The organism is Phytoactinopolyspora endophytica (genome assembly GCF_004138495.1).
Classification (GTDB): domain Bacteria; phylum Actinomycetota; class Actinomycetes; order Jiangellales; family Jiangellaceae; genus Phytoactinopolyspora; species Phytoactinopolyspora endophytica.
In genome coordinates, this window is sequence record NZ_ML142864.1 from 177,786 (window position 1) to 193,716 (window position 15,931).

Sequence of the window (15,931 nt, forward strand, 5' to 3'; positions counted from 1 at the left end):
ACCGATCGGGCAGTCGTTGTCCAGACACCAGTCGAGGAATGCGTTGAGAGCCCGCTCGAAGCCGTACGTCTGGCCGAGCGAGAGCTCCTCCGAGTCCAGCGACGGGTCGATGGCGCCATCGAGCACGAGCCGGCCCGAACGCTCTGGGAACAGATCGGCGTACACCGCCCCGATCGATGTGCCGTAGGACTTACCGAGGTAGTTCAATTGCTCGTCGCCGAGTGCGGCGCGGAGCACATCCATGTCGCGAGCGACGTCCGCGGTGCCGATGTGTTCCAGGAACTCGCCCGACCTCGACTCACACGCCAGAGCGAACTCTTCGGCCTGGGCCTCTATCGCGGCAGCCTCGTCCTCGTTGTCGTTCTCGTCCTCGCCTTCGTCTTCGGGCGCGTCGTCCTCGGTGGCGCCGTTCTCGTCGTCGACCGGGGGCGTGTCGCCGAGGAAATCGTCCAGGGCTTGGTCCTCGAGACATTCGATCGGCGTGGACGATCCCACGCCCCGCGGGTCGAACCCGACGACGTCGAACTGGTCCAGAATCTGTTGCGACGCGACGAGGTGTGCGTTGCGGGCATAGTCGACGCCCGACGCTCCAGGGCCTCCGGGGTTCACCACGAGTGATCCGACCGCGTCATCTGAGGATGCGGGCACCCGAAGCAGCGCGACCTCGATCTCGTCACCCTCTGGGTCTTCGTAGTCGAGTGGGACGGTCAGCGTCGAGCACTGGAACTGGTCGCCGCAATCCTCCCATTCCACCGTCTGCGTGTAGAACTTCTCAAGAGCGGTATCGATGCCCTCGGTCGCGTCCGGCGCCGGCGTCGACTCCGGCGGCATCTGCTCTTGCGGAGGGTCGTTCGGATCATTAGCGGACGACGAGCATCCGGTGGCGACGATCGCGGCCATCAACCCAAGGGCGACGACTTTCGACGAGCGTGATCGCCGGCTCATTCGGACTCCTGATCACCAAGGGCGGGCGTGTCGCCGTCGTCGTCGCTGTCTTCCTCCGGGGTCGCCCGCATTCCCGAAGCGACGGCCGTTTCGTAGGCCTGTCGGGAACCGCAGACGCTGGCCTTCGGGCAGGCGACCTTGCGGCCGGTCTCGCGGTCCCGGACGTACACCGTCTCTGCCGGGACGTTGTAGCCGACGACCGTGCCTTCCACGCCCTCATCGCTCTCGACCCCGCAGCCCAGCGATGGGACATTGACCTTGAAGTCCTGATAGAGGGGGTGCTCGTACTTCAGGCAGCACATGAGCCGCCCGCAAGCACCTGAGATCTTGAGTGGGTTCAGCGGGAGGTCTTGGTCCTTGGCCATCCTGATGCTGACCGGCTCGAAGTCTTTGAGGAAGGTCGAACAACACGTCTCACGGCCACAAGGCCCAACGCCGCCCTGGACACGCGCCTCATCGCGAGGTCCCAGCTGGCGCAGATCGATCCTCGCTCGGAGTGTCCTGGCCAGGTCACGGACCAGCTCACGGAAGTCGACCCGTTGCGGCGCGCTGAAGTAGATCGTGATGAGCTGGTCGACGTCCTCGCGGGTGTCGACGTAGTCGACGCCGACGACCTTCATGGGCAGCCCGTGGTCTCGAATCAGCCGGCGGGCCACGACGCGAGCCTCGGCGCGGCGACGGCGGTTGCGCTCGTCGCGCTCCACATGCTCATCGGTCGCGATGCCTTCACACGTCGGCAGACCATCGACGTCCTCACTGACCCACTGCGGGGCCCAGATGCATTCGGCCACCTCAGGGCCGTCATCAGTGGGCACAAGAACCTTTTCGCCGACTCTCGGAGAGTGCCCGCCCGGATCCAGGTAGTAGAGCTTCCCGTACCGGGTGAAAGCCACTGCCATCACCATGCCCACAACGCCCACCATACGACCTGTTGCGGCAACCGCCACCACGGCGTCGGACATCGGCCGGTGCCCAGGGCGGCCGTCGGCTTCATGTGGATCCGGCGGCCGACTGTCCTTTGGTCTGGTGTGGGGTGATGGGAACCGCGGCGCGGGGTAGAACGTCATAGACACGAAACAGTGGCGGAATTGATGCGACATCGAAATATTCGCGGATGAGGGTGTGGTCGGTGAAATGGCCGGTGACGTGACGGACTTCGACAAGAGCGGGCGTGGCCGCCGGCACAGCTGGTACGGCGTCAAGCCGACGGTCAAGCGAGTTCTCTCCTGGCGGGTGCCGCATGCTGTGCTGCGCAGCGGTGCGGCCTTGCTGGGCAGCCGGATCCGTTCTGAACGCCTTCCTGCCCCGGCGCACGTGCACGAGGTCCAGGCGCGGATGGGCGGTGTCTCGTTCGTCATGAAGCATCCGGATCGCTGTGTCATCGCCAAGGAGCTGTACTGGGGCCGGGGTGTCCGGCCCCGTCCCGCTGACCAGCTGGCTCTGGACGTCTTCGCCTGCCTGGCGCGGGACACCAGGCTCATCCTGGACGTCGGCGCATACACCGGGCTGTTCTCGATCCTCGGTGCTCGGGTGGCCGAGGACGCGGAAGTGCACGCGTTCGAAGTGGTGCCAGAGGTGGCGAAAGCCGCTCTGGACAATGTGGTGGCGAACGATCTACTCCGGCGGATCACAGTGCACGTCGAAGGCGTCGGCAAGGACGGGGGAGCGGCACGGATCGCGGTGGGGGACGGAGGGTCCGCGCTGCCGGACTTCTATTCGACGGAGCTGTACTTCGAGAAGGGTGTCGAGGTGCCGGTGTACTCGCTGGACGCCTTCATGGACACGCTGTCTTATTCGGCTCGCGGGGTGCCGACGATCGTGAAGATCGATGTGGAAGGCACTGAAGACGTCGTCCTGCAGAACGGGCAGGAGTTCCTGGAAGCGAATAGACCCGACATCCTGTGCGAGGTGCTCCCGGACTCGGGGGACGCCGACCGGGTGGAGACAGCGCTCGCTCCGCACGGCTACCGGTACCTTCGGGTGGAGCCCGACGGAATGGTCGAGTACGAACGACTGCGACCGAGTGTGCAGTGCCGTGATTGGCTGTTCACCACCAAGACAGACGCCCAGCTTCTCACCGCCGGCGTACCGATGCCCGCATGACGGCGGTCATCGCGCCGCCCTCTAGCGCTGACGTACCGCGGTACCCAGGCCCTCAGCCCTCGCGAAGTGCCAACGCCATCGACTCCAGAGCGAGCAATGGAGCGGCGTTGCCGAGTAGCGACTCCCGCGTTTCGACGATCGCTTCCATCCGCCGCAGCGTGGCCTCCGGCGTCCCGGCCTGGGCCAGCCTCTGCAGGGATGGCCGCATCTCGTCGTTGACCAACTCGGCGTTGACACCGAGCTGAAGCATCAGCACGTCGCGGTAGAGCGCGAGGACGTCCACCAGTGCCCGGTCGATGGAGTCGCGCTGCACACGGGTGCGGCGGAGTTTCTGTTCCTGCTCCAGTTCCTTTACCGCCGCATTCATATTCCGCGGCTTGCGACCCGTGGTACCGGCCCCGAGCGCCTTCTTCAGCTCCTCAGTCTCCTTGGCGTCGAGGGCGTCGCAACGCCGTTCCGCATCGGCCTTGGCCGCCTCCACGAGGTTGGCCGCCGCGTCTAGGCACTCACGGATGTCGTTGAGTGCGAACGGGAGCCGCAGGACCTCTTCGCGCCGGGCGCGGGCCTCTTCATCGACGGCCAGCGCCCGGGCGCGCCCGATATGACCCTGTGAAGCGCGGGCGGCGAAGGCGGCAAGCCGTTCGTCTACGTTCTCGGTTGCGGTGAGGTGGGCGGCGACCTCGTTGTATGGAGGCGTGCGGAGCTGGACCACGCGGCACCGGGAGCGGATGGTCGGGACGATGTCCTCGGCGGTCGGCGCGCACAGCATCCAGACGGTCCGCTCGGGCGGCTCCTCGACCGACAACAGCAGTGCGTCCGCGGCGTCCTCGCCGAGCCGGTCGGCGTCCTCGACGATGATGATCTGCCAGCGACCTCGGGCCGGCTTCAGGGCCGCGCGTGGGACCAGATCACGGACCTGACTGATCCGGATGTTCAGCCCTTCGGTGGTGAGCGCCGCCACGTCCGGGTGTGTTCCAGCCCGGACGTCGGTGCATTCGGCGCAGTGTCCGCAGCCGCCTTGCGGGCACTGCAGGGCAGCTGCGAACGCCTTGGCGACGACCGACCGGCCCGAGCCGGGTGGCCCTGTGAACAGCCAGGCGTGCGTCATCGACCCGCTGCCCGCCCCGTTGCGATCGACGGATGCGTCCGCAATCGTGCGTTGCAGGGCGGGCACCACGGCCTGCCCGACGACGGCATCCCAGACACTCATCAGTGCACCTTCTTTACGGCTGTCGCGACCTCAGCGGCGACCTGGTCGGCCGGCCGGGCCGCATCGACGACGCGGTACCGTCCCGGGGCGGCAGCGGCGAGGTCGAGAAAAGCCTGCCGGATCCGGGCGTGCACGTGGTCGGGTTCGCGCTCGATCCGGTCGAACTGCCCGAGGCGCTCGACGCGGCGGCGTCGTTCGGCAGCGTCGAGGTCAAGAATGATCGTGAGGTCGGGCCGTAGGCCGAGCGTGGCGAACTCGGACAGCGCGGCGACCTGGTCGATGCCGAGTTCGCGTCCGACGCCCTGATATGCGATGGATGAGTCCACATAGCGGTCGGTGATGACCACGGCCCCGCGCTGGAGCGCCGGCCGGATCAACGACGCGACGTGGTCCGCACGGTCCGCGGCGAAAAGCAGCGCCTCCGCGCGGGCGTCGAGCTCACCGCCGTCGAGCAGTATGGTCCTGACCTCTTTCCCGATGCGGGATCCGCCAGGCTCCCGAGTGACGACGACGTCTCGCCCGAGAGTGCGCAGGTGCTTCGCCAGCAGGTCCACCTGGGTGGACTTGCCGACACCGTCCCCGCCCTCGAACGCCACGAAGAGCCCTCGGCCGGCATCGGACGCGACGGGATCATCGTCGTCGTGAGGTGCCACGAGCCGCTCGCGCGTCGACGCGCCGTCGTCCAGAACCACGGCACCAGCCTAGTCTCAACGTGGCGTCCGGCGAGGTGCGGCTCACGACGCCCGGATCGCGGGACGTCTCAGCCACAACGGGGGATCGGGTCGCTCCACGAGGAGCCGGAGGTCGTGGAGACGTAGCGGTCGCTCACCCACCGGCCGTCAGCCAGCTTGTTCCAGACAGACGTCCCGTCCACGGCCATGCCGTCGGCCTGGCATACGACCCACGCCAGCGAGCCGCTGGATAGCGGGCTGCCGGTCGTCGAATGCGAGGTTCCCGGCCCGGTGCGTGCGTTGAGCGGGGCAGCACTGCTGACCTGCCCGGGATATGTGCAGCGTGGAAGGGCATCCGAGAAGCCGGAGCTGAACGGCGTCGAGACATGCCCGTCGCTGACCCAGGTGCCGTCGACAAGTTGGTTCCATACTGAGGTGGCGCCGGCCTTCTCGCCGCCGCTCTGGCAGACCACGGAGAGCGTGGCCCCTGGCGCGTGTGACCCTGTGGCTGGGTGGGACGTGCCGGGGCCGGTGCGGGCTTTCAGCCCGACGTCGCTGGTCACCTGGTACTGGTGTGCCACCGTGGCGACAGGAGCATCGATCGCGTTGCTGTCGATGCTGAGAGTGACGCCACCGTTGGTCGCATCGTGGTCGCCTCGGTACTGCTTCGCGCGCTGGTGCTCAGCCCACTTGGTGTCCGACGTGTTCGGCCAGCCGGTCAGCGTCGTGTCCCGGTCCCAGTCCGCGACCCAGATCGCATCGGGCCTGGCATGGTGCGCTGATCCGTGGCTTCCGGACAGGTCGGCGAGGCCAGAGGAGTGATGGACGTAGACGCCTGCGAGGTAGCCGTTTGCGTGCAGCGTGCTGGTCCATGCCGAGACATATCGGCGAACCGCGGTCCGGCAGTCATCATCCGACTGGTCATAGTGCTCGATGTCGGCATAGAGAGCGCTCCCGGGTAGCAGTCCGACCGTCTTGGCCTGGGCAATCGCGTCCTCCGCGTTGTTCCGCCCCTTCTCGTGGGCGTCCGACTCTGAGAAGGTGCTCATGCCGTCGGCGTGCACGCAGTACGGTTGCCGGCCCACGTACGTCGGCAGCAGATCCCAACCCATGGCTGCCGCCTCCTGCACCCAGGATTTTGTGAGCTCAGGCTGCTCGCATCCACGGTTGGCCCCGCCGAAGTAGACGTTGACCGTGGAGTATGGCGAACTCTGCCACGCGTGGAGAGCCTCGAGCGACGGAGCGGTGCAGGTGTCGAAGGCGAGCCCGGTGGCCCGGGAAGCGGACGCACCTTTCGGGTAACTGACAGGTGTCTCCGGTTCCGCGACGGCCGGCGGGTTGAAGGTGCCGAGGATGAGCACTGATGCCAGCGAACCTGCGCCCAGCGTCCTGGTGAGCCTGCGTCTCTTCGCTCCGTTCGTCCGTCCGTCGCCTGCCTGAGATCTGTCCATCGGTTCCCCCGTCTCGGTCGCCTGCAGACGTCAACGCCTCCAAAACTCACTCCTGGTGCCAATGTGACACCTGAGTCAGTTGTGCAACATCGTGCCATACGTAAAGTCATGAGGACAGTGAGACAGCTAGGCCGCTTCACTCGGAGGGGCGCGGCCGCGGCGCTCACAGATTTGTGTTCCGCTGGTTGGAAGCCGCATAGAGTCGGAGCGTGGATGTACGAGCGATCAACCGGATGACATCTGAGTGGCTTCGAGCGGATGGCACCGGTGTGGTGTCGGGTGCGGGTCTATGGCCCCTGCTGGCCGTACTTGCGTCATCGGCGGATGAGCCCGGCCGGAGCGAGCTGGCCGACGCGGTCGGTGTGCCCGCTGACGAGTGCATGGAGGCCGCGCGTCAGGCGCTGAAGGCGATCGGCGATCTGGAGGGCGTCGATGCGGCCCTGGGGGTCTGGGCCAACGTGGCCGCGCAGGTGAACCCGGACTGGACGGCGCAGCTCCCCCCGGCGAACGTCGGCGAGCTGACCGGCGAGCCGGCGGTGGACCAGCCGAAGCTGGACGCCTGGGCGCGGGAGAACACCCGAGGGCTGATCGACCGCTTTCCGGTCGACGCCGACCCGGACACGATGCTCACCCTTGCCAGCGCTTTGGCAGTCCGCACCACGTGGGCACGGAAGTTCAGCGACGAGAACCTGGTCCCGAAGAGCGGGCCGTGGGCGAAGGAACGGTTGGCGGGCTTGAGCCGCACCTGGCAGGAGCTGGACGACGTGCGGGTGGCGACCACACCCGCGGGTCCGTTGACTCAGACTCGGGTCGAAGGCGACAACGGCTTGGATGTCCATCTTGTTCTAGGCGACGAGGACCGGCGGTCCTCCGAGGTGCTCCCGGCGGCTATGGCCGTGCTGGCAGGAGAGCACGAGGCCCGCGGTGGAACAGAGCTCCTGGAGTCCGATGCCACACCCTCCGCGCCTGGGTTGACGGTTGTGCCGGCTCAGCGGCGGAGCGTGTCAGTGACGGCGGTCCGTTTTACCGTGCGGTCGGATCACGATCTCTTGGCTCACGCGTCGCTCTTCGGGCTGGACACGGTCCGGCGGGATGATCGGGGACATTTCGCCCGAATCGGGCCCGTCCCGCTCCGGGTCGACCAGGCGCGCCAGTCGGCGGTCGCCGTCTTCAGTGCGACCGGGTTCGAGGCCGCCGCTGTGACGGCCATCGGGATGCGCATGGTGTCGATGCCGGTCCGCAAGGAGCGTGGCCTACGGGTGACCTATGACCGGCCGTTCGGTTTCCTGGCGGTGCACCGCGCCACGGGTCTGGTGCTCTTTGCGGGCTGGGTCGAGTCCGCCGAGCCTGCCAAGCGGTGAGGCTCTTATTCGAAGAGTCGAGCTTGTATAATCTAGCTTAGTCTAAGCTAGATTATAAAGATGGAGACTTTCAGGTTCGCCGCCCGCGACGAGTTCGTCAATCGTGTCGCCGATCTGGCGCGCCTCGAGGACTGGTGGGAGGGCGCGGAGCGCAACGTCCTTGCACTGTATGGACGTCGCCGTGTTGGCAAGTCATGGTTGTTTCGCACCTTCGCCGATGGAAAGCCGGCTATAGTGCTGGTCGCCGACCGTCGCGCCGAAGGTCAGCAGTTGAACCGCTTCGCCGACCGGCTCGCGCCACTTCTGGGCTTCCGTCCAGATCTCCCTGACTTGCCGACGCTGTTCAGCGCCCTCTATCAACTAGCCCGAGAGCAGAAAGTCCTGGCGGTCATCGACGAGTTCCCGTACCTGCTTCCCTCAGTCGCCGCCCGGCGTGACGAGATCCTCACAGCCCTCCAAGCAGTGATGGAAGAACGCGACTCCGCCACGCTGAAGCTGGTGCTCTGCGGATCGCACATCGGACAGATGACCACACTCCTCAGCGAATCAAGCCCACTACGTGGCCGCCTCACTCCACTGTCCGTGGAGCCTCTGCGGTTCGCCGATGCACAGGCATTCATGCCTGACCTCACAGCACAGGAACGCGTCGAGCGCTACGCGGTTGCCGGCGGCATGAGCCTCTACCTCGACGAACTGGGCCGCGGGCCCGGCGATCTACGGGAACAGGTATGCCGACGAGTCCTCAACCACCGCGGGCCACTGTTCAACGACCCACGCGAGGTACTCGAGGAAGAGCTACGACAACCGGGTATCTACTTCTCAATGCTCGAAGAGCTTGCCTTTGGCATGCGCTCGATCGGCGACCTCGCCACCGCTCTCGGAAGGCGGAGCACCGATCTCAGCCAGTACCTCAATACCTTGAAAGACTTAAGGCTCGTCGAACAGATCGCGCCGCTCACGGCCGACCGGTCATCTCGCGATCATCGGTACCGCATCGCCGACGGATTCCTGAAGTTCTGGTTCCGCTTCGTATTCAACTACCAGGAAGACCTGCGCGCCGGCCTACGACCAGGAGATCACTACGACGGCGAGATCGCCCCGGTACTCGCAGACCATGTCGCACCCGCGTTCGAAGCCCTCTGCCGCGAATGGACACGCAGTCACCTCGGCAGGCGTGCAAGCCGAGTAGGCACGTGGTGGGGCAAAGCCTTGGCCGAACACCGACGCAGCGGCGAACGCCAGGTCGAAGAGATCGACGTCGTAGGTCTCCAACGCTCCACCGTCACGATCATCGGCGAGTGCAAATGGACCAATCGCTCCATGACGCCGAAAGTCCTCACCGACCTCGAAACCTACAAGCTGCCAGCTATGCGACAGGCGAAGCTTCGCTTCTCTGCCGACGGACCGCTCGTCGTCTTCTTCGCCCGCAGCTTCGCTCACAGCCTGATCGAAGTAGCGGCGACACGTCCGAACGTACATCTGGTCACCCTCGATGAACTCGTATCTGACCTGACCACGACCGACGACCGACAAGGCCAATGACCGCCGGCGCCGGCGACGCGCACCCCACGCGGGCTCGGTTCAGACGGGTATGACCACCACGTCGCGACGCGACACGTCTGCTATGCCGGTACGTGTTCGAGCGCGGGGTGTCCATGGTGGGGTGTGTCGTTCGGGGCGTGTGGGGCCCGCGTACCGCGCCGCGTCGCCGCGGCGCGCGCACGGGCCGACATATGACGGCGGGTGCGGATGATGGCTCGCGTGGTGGCGAGCCACACGCCGACGACGATTGCGGCTCCGGCACCGATGGCCGACTGAGCCCACAGCGGCACGTCCGTGACGGAACCGGTGACATAGCCGATGCCGAGCATCCAGCTTGCCCAGGCACTTCCCCCGATCGCCCCGCAGAGCAAGAACCGCTGTGGCGATACCCCCGCCATGCCGGCGGCGGCTGAGCTGGCGGTCCGGCCGAGCGGAATGAACCGGCCCGCGATGATCGCGGCCGAGCTGGCCGAACCCATACGCATGTAGGCGCGTTCGACGCTGCGCTGTACCCGGCGCCCCAGCCGAGACCGTGCGAGCACGCCGGGAAGCGTGTGCCGGCCGATCAGGTAGACAGCGCAGTCACCCACCAGCGCGCCGCCGGCGGCTGCGATGAGCACCGCGACGACGTCCAGCTCGCCCGCGGCGGCAAGTGTGCCCGCCGCCACGACGGCCACCTCTGAGGGAACGATCGGAACCACCGCGTCGGCGGCTACCAGAGCGGCTATGACGACATACACGAGAACAGGTACGGCAACGAGAGCCAAGAGATCCACGACTCCACCCTTGCCTGGCGGACCTGGGTGAACAACCCTGAGACCGGCAAGCCCAGGGAAACCTCGGGGGTATCCCCGAGCCGTCGGTCTCTGCCGTCAGGAGCGGGAGCGCGACTTCGCCGCGCGCTTCTTCGGCGCAGGCCCCTTGGCACGCTTCTCCGCGATCAACTCGGCGGCGCGTTCGAGTGTCAACGTCTCCACCGATGTGCCGCGCGGCACCGTGACGTTGGTCTCGCCGTCGGTGACGTACGGACCGAACCGGCCGTCCTTGACCACGAGCGGCTTGCCGTTCGCGGGGTCGTCTCCCAGCTCCTTCAGCGGCGGTGTCGCGGCCCGCGCTCCGCGGCGCCCCTTGGGCTGGGCGAACAGCTTCTCCGCTTCCTCCACCGTGACGGTGAACAGGGACTCTTCGTCGGGCAGCGACCGGGAGTCGGATCCCTTCTTCACGTACGGGCCGTACCGGCCGTTGGTGGCAATGATCTCCTTGCCCTCGGCGTCGGCTCCGACGGTTCGCGGCAGCGTCAGCAGCCTCAGCGCATCGTCGAGCGTGAGCGTCTCCAGCGACATGCTCTTGAACAGCGACGCCGTGGGCGGCTTGGTGCCCTTGGGCGCGTCCTCTTCGAGCAGCTCGGTGACGTACGGCCCGTACCGGCCGGCCTTGGCGACCACGGTCCGCCCAGTCTTCGGGTTCACTCCTAGCTCCCGGTCGCCGTTACCGGCCTTGAGCAGCTCGCGGGCCTTGTCGACGGTGAGCTCGTCGGGCGGGAGCTCGTCGGGGATGCTCCCCCGGTTGCCCTCCTCGTCCTCGACGTACGGACCGTAGCGGCCTACCCGCGCCATGATCCCTTCACCCACCGGGAATGACGAGATGCCACGGGCGTCGATCTCACCGAGGTTGTCGGCGAGATGCTTGAGACCTTCGACCTTGTCGTCGCCGTGCCAGAACTGGGCCAGCTCCGCGACGCGGTCGGCGCGGCCGGCGGCGATCTCGTCGAGGACGTCCTCCATCTTGGCGGTGAACGCGTAGTCGATCAGCCTGCTGAAATGCTCCTCGAGTAGCCGCACCACGGCGAACGCCAGCCACGCGGGCACCAGCGCGTTGCCCCGCTTGAACACGTACCCGCGGTCAAGGATCGTGCGGATGATGGACGCGTATGTCGACGGGCGTCCGATCTCACGGTCTTCGAGTTCCTTGACCAGGGTCGCCTCGGTGTAGCGGGACGGTGGCTTGGTGGTGTGGCCTTCCGGCTCGACACCGGCGGCGGTCAGGCCTTGGCCCTCGGTGAGGTGCGGAAGCCGCTTCTCACGGTCGTCCAGCTCCGCCTCCGGGTCGTCGGCGCCTTCGACGTAGGCCTTGAGGAACCCGTGGAAGGTGATGGTGCGCCCGGATGCACCCAGCTCGACAGTCTCACCGCTGGACGCGGTGGCACCGACCCGGACGGTGAGCGTCTCACCCTTGGCGTCCTTCATCTGAGATGCGACGGTACGCATCCAGATCAGCTCGTAGAGGCGGTACTCCTCGTCGCGCAGGCCGGTCTCCGCCGGTGTGCGGAAGGAGTCCCCAGCCGGCCGGATCGCCTCGTGCGCTTCCTGGGCGTTCTTGACCTTGCTGGAGTAGACCCGTGGTCCGTCCGGCAGGTAGTCCGGTCCGTACAGTTCGCTGACCTGGGCACGCGCGGCCGAGACGGCGGAGTCGGACAGAGTCGTCGAGTCCGTCCGCATGTAGGTGATGAAGCCGTTCTCGTACAGCCGTTGCGCCACCTGCATGGTGCGAGCCGCGCCGAAGCCGAGCTTGCGCGATGACTCCTGCTGCAGCGTGGTGGTCCGGAACGGTGCGTAGGGCCGCCTCGTGTACGGCTTGGCTTCGACGGAGCGGACCTGGTATTCGACGTTGTTCAGGGCGCCGGCGAGAGCCCGCGCCCGGTCCTCGTCCAGGACGATGACGTTGCCTCGTCCCTTGGTCTGCCCGCTGGCGTCGAAATCGCGGCCGGCGGCGACCCGGGCTCCATCGACTGTGAGCAGCTTCGCGGCGAACGCGCTCGGCTCGTCGGACGTGCCAGTGTCCAGGGTGGCGGTGATGTCCCAGTACGACGCCGAGGTGAACGCCATCCGCTCGCGTTCCCGGTCGACGACGAGCCGCGTGGCGACGCTCTGTACCCGGCCGGCGGACAGGCCCTGTGTCACCTTGCGCCAGAGCACCGGCGAGATCTGGTAGCCGTAGAGACGGTCGACGATGCGCCGGGTCTCCTGAGCGTCGACCAGGTCCTCGTCGATGTCTCGTGGGCTCTGGACAGCGTTGCGGATCGCGTCCCGCGTGATCTCGTGGAAGACCATCCGGCGCACCGGCACCTTCGGCTTGAGCTCCTCGCGCAGGTGCCAGGCGATCGCTTCACCCTCGCGGTCCTCATCTGTCGCGAGTAGCAGCTCGTCGGCGTCCTTCAGCAGCGACTTGAGCTTCTTGACCTGGTCCTTGGCGCGGCCTGCCGGGACGATGTAGAGGGGATCGAAGTCACCGTGGACGTCCACGCCCACCGGGTTGCCGTAGCGCTCTCGCTGGGTCTCCGGAACGTCCGTCTTTTTCGACGGGAGGTCGCGGATGTGCCCCAGGGAGGACTCCACGACATAACCGTCGCCAAGATAGCCGGCGATGGTCTTGGCCTTCGCCGGCGACTCCACGACGACGAGGCGGCGTCCCACCCCGTTCGCGCTCTGTGCCATCAATTCCCCTTGGTCATATCGTCATAAACCCCTCATGAAACAACGCACGGTATGCGACGTTGCTTCCGCGAGGGTCCCCAGCAGTGCGTACATGGTGGGCCGGTCCTGCTCAGCCGCCGGCTGTTCGCGATCGACCCGCGGCCGAGGCGAGCATGGTCCATTCATGATCGACACCGCCCTGCTCCAGGGTGAGTGTAAGACGTTCAGGGCCGCTCGCGCTCGGGTGGATGCTCTGATGAGACGCGATCACGCTGGGCGCACGGTCCGCAATGCGCTCCTGCGACGGCCTGAAACGCTGCCGTTTCGGTCCTGGGCACCTTCCCAATCCACTCTGCTCCGAGGCGTATGAACTGTGGTGTGACAGCTGGACACATCCGCGGCCTAGGGTCGCGGACGCACTCCGAACACGGCAGAGCCGACGCGGACCATAGTGGCCCCTTCCTCTATGGCAATGTCCAGGTCACCGCTCATACCCATCGACAGCGTGCCCATGTGCACGTTGTCGATCCGAGCATCTCGGATCTGGTCTCGAACCTCGCGTAGCCTGCGATAGCCGGGCCGGATGAGATCTGGATCCGCGGCGGGCAGACCGATGGTCATTAAGCCGCGGATACGGATGCGGTCCCGTTTCGCCGTCTCGCGTGCGAACGTCAGCGCGTCGTCGGGGGAGACGCCGAACTTGCTGATCTCGCCGGACGTGTTCACCTGGAGCAGCACGTCCACGCTGCTATCGATGGAGTCGAGCCGACGCTGCAGTCGGTCGGCCAGATCAACCCGATCCAGCGACTGTATGCAGGTCACATACGCCAGTGCCTGGTTCACCTTGTTGGTCTGCAGGTGGCCGATCAGATGCCGCTCGCAGGGAAGCGCCGACAGAACCTCGTCCTTCTGTGCCAGCTCCTGGACACGGTTCTCACCGATCAGGTGCTCGCCCGCCCCGACGGCGGTCGCGATCCGCTCGGCGGACACCGTCTTCGTCGCCAGCAGGAGCCGCACGTGGTCGGCCTCGTGCTGGGTCTCGGCGACGGCTCGCGCGATGCGCGCTCGCACATCGCCGAGGTTGGCCAGGATGTCGTCGTCGTTCAGCATGCTGTTTCTTAACCTAGACCACCCGTGATTCCATGTCCCATGTGGTGGCCGTCACGGCGGTCGGTTCTCGACCGGATGGAGCGTCCTCGGCGGGCCACCGCCGGTAGCCGGGAGTCTTCCGTCATTTCGGCCCAGACCCGGCGCGCGGAGGTGCGGACAGATGATTGACAATCTCAATGATTGAAGAAATCATCGTGTGATTCGAGACACATGTCGTTTTCCGGCGTGTCGAAGGTGAAAGGACCGGACCATGCGCAAACCGATAATTGCTGGTATCGCTGCGGCGGGCATCCTCCTTGCTGCGTGCGGAGGCGATGACGACGGCGAAACCGATGACGCGCAGGCGACCGGCGACGCCCAGGCGAGCGGCGACTCCGGAGATACGCGTGAGGTGACCGTGGGCGCTCTGCCTATCGTGCCGACCGCGGCGTTGCAGCTGGGGATCGATCAAGGTTTCTTCGTCGACCACGGGATCGACGTCACCCTCGAGCTCGGGCAAGGTGGTGCGGCACTGCTCCCGGCGGTCGTCGCCGGTGAGATCGACTTTGTCGTCGGACAGCCACTGCCACTCATGGTCGCCCAGGAACAGGGCCTCGACATCCGGGTCATCACCGGCTTCTCCGCTTCCAAACCCGAGGGGGACGACATCAACGGGGTCTTCGCCGCCGAGGACTCTGGCATCGAGTCCGCGGCCGACCTGGCCGGCAAGAACGTCGCCGTGAACACCCTTAATGGCGCCGGCGACGTGACCATACGCGAGGCCGTGCGGCAGGACGGCGGTGACGCCGACTCCGTGCAGTTCGTGGAACTCCCGTTCCCGAACATGCCGGCCGCCCTGGAGCAGGGCGACGTCGACGCGGTCTGGATCCCGGAGCCGTTCGTGACCACGCTCGTCGAAGACGGCGCACAGCTCGTGACGTACAACTACCAGGACGCCGCCCCAGGACTGGACACGATGGTGACCTTCACCAGTGGCGAGCTGGCGGAGCAGGACCCAGAGTTGGCCGGGGACTTCGTCGCTGCGATGGACGAGTCTCTGGCCTACGCCGAGGAGAACCCCGAAGACGTCCGCGAGACACTCGTCGACTTCCTCGACATGGACCCTGCGTTAGCCGAGCGTGTCGCGATCGAGACGTTCACCTCAGAGATCAACATCGAGGCACTGAACACACTCGGTGACCTGGCCGTCCAGGACGGGCTCCTGGACGAGGCGCCCGATCTGGACGCATTGCTGAACTGAATATGCGCCTCGGTAGGTTCTCCGGCGACCTCGAATCTCTGATCAGCGCTGAGGGGTGACACCAGCGACGAAAGTCATGTCCGGGTAGCGGTTCCCGACTGGGACGATGTGCTCCAGTTCCCTCATGTCGGCCTCGTCGAGTTCGACCTCGAGCGCACCGATGTTCTCCTCGAGGTGGTGGCGTCTTCTGGTACCTGGGATCGGGACCACGTCGTCGCCCTGGGCCAAGACCCAGGCGAGCGCGATCTGGCTCGCAGTGACGCCTTTGCGTGCTGCGATCGAGCGCACCGTATCGACCAGCTCGAGGTTCTTCTTGAAGGCGTCGCCCTGGAAGCGCGGGTGGTTGCGGCGGAAATCGTCGTCCACGAGGTCGTCGGGAGAGGTGATCGCGCCGGTCAGGAACCCGCGGCCTAATGGGCTGTAGGGAACGACGGCGATACCCAGTTCGCGGCAGGTGTCTATGACGTCCCCTTCGACGTCGCGGCTCCACAGGGACCACTCGGACTGCAGAGCGGCGATGGGATGCACGGCGTGGGCACGACGGATAGTGTCGGCCGCCGCCTCGGATAGTCCGAGGTAGCGCACCTTGCCGGCGTCGACAAGCTCGCTCATGGCCCCGACGGTGTCTTCGATCGGGACGTTGGGGTCCATCCGGTGCAGGTAGTAGAGATCGACGTGCTCGACGTCCAGACGTCGCAGAGACGCGTCGCACGAGGAGCGGACGTACTCGGGCGTGCCGTTGAACCCGCGACTCGCGGGGTTGGCCGGGTCGCGGACGATCCCGAACTTGGTTGCCAGCACCACCTCATCCCTTCGGCCCGCGAT

Annotated in this window: 13 protein-coding genes; 4 read left to right on the top strand and 9 right to left on the bottom strand. The window is 66.4% G+C overall.

Annotated features, from left to right (window positions below; all coding sequences use genetic code 11):
• A partial coding sequence (locus ELR45_RS39135; RefSeq protein ID WP_205857290.1) for an alpha/beta fold hydrolase occupies positions 1-945 on the bottom strand: 945 nt, incomplete at its 3' end.
• Positions 942-1,850 (bottom strand): PSP1 domain-containing protein, encoded by a 909-nt coding sequence (locus ELR45_RS25995; protein ID WP_129668947.1) that lies wholly within the window; start codon positions 1,848-1,850, stop codon positions 942-944. The genes ELR45_RS25995 and ELR45_RS39135, both read right to left, overlap by 4 nt.
• A 217-nt stretch (positions 1,851-2,067) precedes the next feature.
• Between ELR45_RS25995 and ELR45_RS26000 the strand changes: the two genes are divergently transcribed.
• Positions 2,068-3,048 (top strand): FkbM family methyltransferase, encoded by a 981-nt coding sequence (locus ELR45_RS26000; protein WP_129668923.1) that lies wholly within the window; start codon positions 2,068-2,070, stop codon positions 3,046-3,048.
• 52 nt (positions 3,049-3,100) lie between these two features.
• On the opposite strand, the gene ELR45_RS26005 is transcribed toward ELR45_RS26000, so the two are convergent.
• The 3 genes from ELR45_RS26005 to ELR45_RS26015 all read right to left on the bottom strand — a co-directional run bounded on the left by ELR45_RS26005 (position 3,101) and on the right by ELR45_RS26015 (position 6,380).
• On the bottom strand, positions 3,101-4,258 hold the full coding sequence (locus ELR45_RS26005) for a DNA polymerase III subunit delta' (protein ID WP_129668924.1): 1,158 nt from the start codon (positions 4,256-4,258) through the stop codon (positions 3,101-3,103).
• Positions 4,258-4,950, bottom strand: a complete 693-nt coding sequence (tmk, locus tag ELR45_RS26010; RefSeq protein WP_129668925.1) for a dTMP kinase — start codon at positions 4,948-4,950, stop codon at positions 4,258-4,260. Before tmk ends, ELR45_RS26005 begins: the two co-directional genes overlap by 1 nt.
• Before the next feature lie 68 nt (positions 4,951-5,018).
• Complete coding sequence (locus tag ELR45_RS26015; RefSeq protein ID WP_129668926.1) at positions 5,019-6,380, bottom strand: glycoside hydrolase domain-containing protein; 1,362 nt, start codon at positions 6,378-6,380, stop codon at positions 5,019-5,021.
• Between the two features lie 209 nt (positions 6,381-6,589).
• On the opposite strand from ELR45_RS26015, the gene ELR45_RS26020 reads away from it, so the two are divergent.
• Together ELR45_RS26020 and ELR45_RS26025 are read left to right on the top strand one after the other, a co-directional pair.
• Entirely contained in the window at positions 6,590-7,741 is a 1,152-nt protein-coding gene (locus tag ELR45_RS26020; RefSeq protein ID WP_205857291.1) for a serpin family protein, read from the top strand.
• A 60-nt stretch (positions 7,742-7,801) separates the two neighbouring features.
• Complete coding sequence (locus ELR45_RS26025; RefSeq protein WP_129668927.1) at positions 7,802-9,283, top strand: ATP-binding protein; 1,482 nt, start codon at positions 7,802-7,804, stop codon at positions 9,281-9,283.
• Positions 9,284-9,363: 80 nt separating this feature from the next.
• On the opposite strand, the gene ELR45_RS26030 is transcribed toward ELR45_RS26025, so the two are convergent.
• The 3 genes from ELR45_RS26030 to ELR45_RS26040 all read right to left on the bottom strand — a co-directional run bounded on the left by ELR45_RS26030 (position 9,364) and on the right by ELR45_RS26040 (position 13,866).
• Positions 9,364-10,059 carry a DedA family protein gene (locus tag ELR45_RS26030; RefSeq protein WP_129668928.1) on the bottom strand — a complete coding sequence of 232 codons (696 nt, stop codon included), beginning with the start codon at positions 10,057-10,059 and terminating at the stop codon, positions 9,364-9,366.
• Between the two features lie 96 nt (positions 10,060-10,155).
• Positions 10,156-12,777: a type I DNA topoisomerase gene (gene topA / locus ELR45_RS26035; protein ID WP_129668929.1), complete on the bottom strand. Its 2,622-nt coding sequence runs from the start codon at positions 12,775-12,777 to the stop codon at positions 10,156-10,158.
• A gap of 381 nt (positions 12,778-13,158) precedes the next feature.
• A complete protein-coding gene (locus ELR45_RS26040; RefSeq protein WP_129668930.1) occupies positions 13,159-13,866 on the bottom strand; it encodes a YggS family pyridoxal phosphate-dependent enzyme in 708 nt (235 codons plus the stop codon).
• 250 nt (positions 13,867-14,116) lie between these two features.
• On the opposite strand from ELR45_RS26040, the gene ELR45_RS26045 reads away from it, so the two are divergent.
• Entirely contained in the window at positions 14,117-15,106 is a 990-nt protein-coding gene (locus tag ELR45_RS26045; protein WP_129668931.1) for an ABC transporter substrate-binding protein, read from the top strand.
• Positions 15,107-15,148: 42 nt separating this feature from the next.
• Here ELR45_RS26045 and ELR45_RS26050 read toward each other — a convergent pair.
• Positions 15,149-15,931: aldo/keto reductase (locus tag ELR45_RS26050; RefSeq protein ID WP_205857292.1), on the bottom strand; the 783-nt coding region annotated here is incomplete at its 5' end.

Excerpts from the sequence above, each read along its gene's own strand:
- ELR45_RS25995 (WP_129668947.1), bottom strand. The coding sequence starts at position 1,850 with ATGGTGATGGCAGTGGCTTTCACCCGGTACGGGAAGCTCTACTACCTG.
- ELR45_RS26005 (WP_129668924.1), bottom strand. The coding sequence starts at position 4,258 with ATGAGTGTCTGGGATGCCGTCGTCGGGCAGGCCGTGGTGCCCGCCCTG.
- ELR45_RS26015 (WP_129668926.1), bottom strand. The coding sequence starts at position 6,380 with ATGGACAGATCTCAGGCAGGCGACGGACGGACGAACGGAGCGAAGAGA.
- ELR45_RS26025 (WP_129668927.1), top strand. The coding sequence starts at position 7,802 with ATGGAGACTTTCAGGTTCGCCGCCCGCGACGAGTTCGTCAATCGTGTC.
- topA (WP_129668929.1), bottom strand. The coding sequence starts at position 12,777 with ATGGCACAGAGCGCGAACGGGGTGGGACGCCGCCTCGTCGTCGTGGAG.
- ELR45_RS26040 (WP_129668930.1), bottom strand. The coding sequence starts at position 13,866 with ATGCTGAACGACGACGACATCCTGGCCAACCTCGGCGATGTGCGAGCG.
- ELR45_RS26045 (WP_129668931.1), top strand. The coding sequence starts at position 14,117 with ATGCGCAAACCGATAATTGCTGGTATCGCTGCGGCGGGCATCCTCCTT.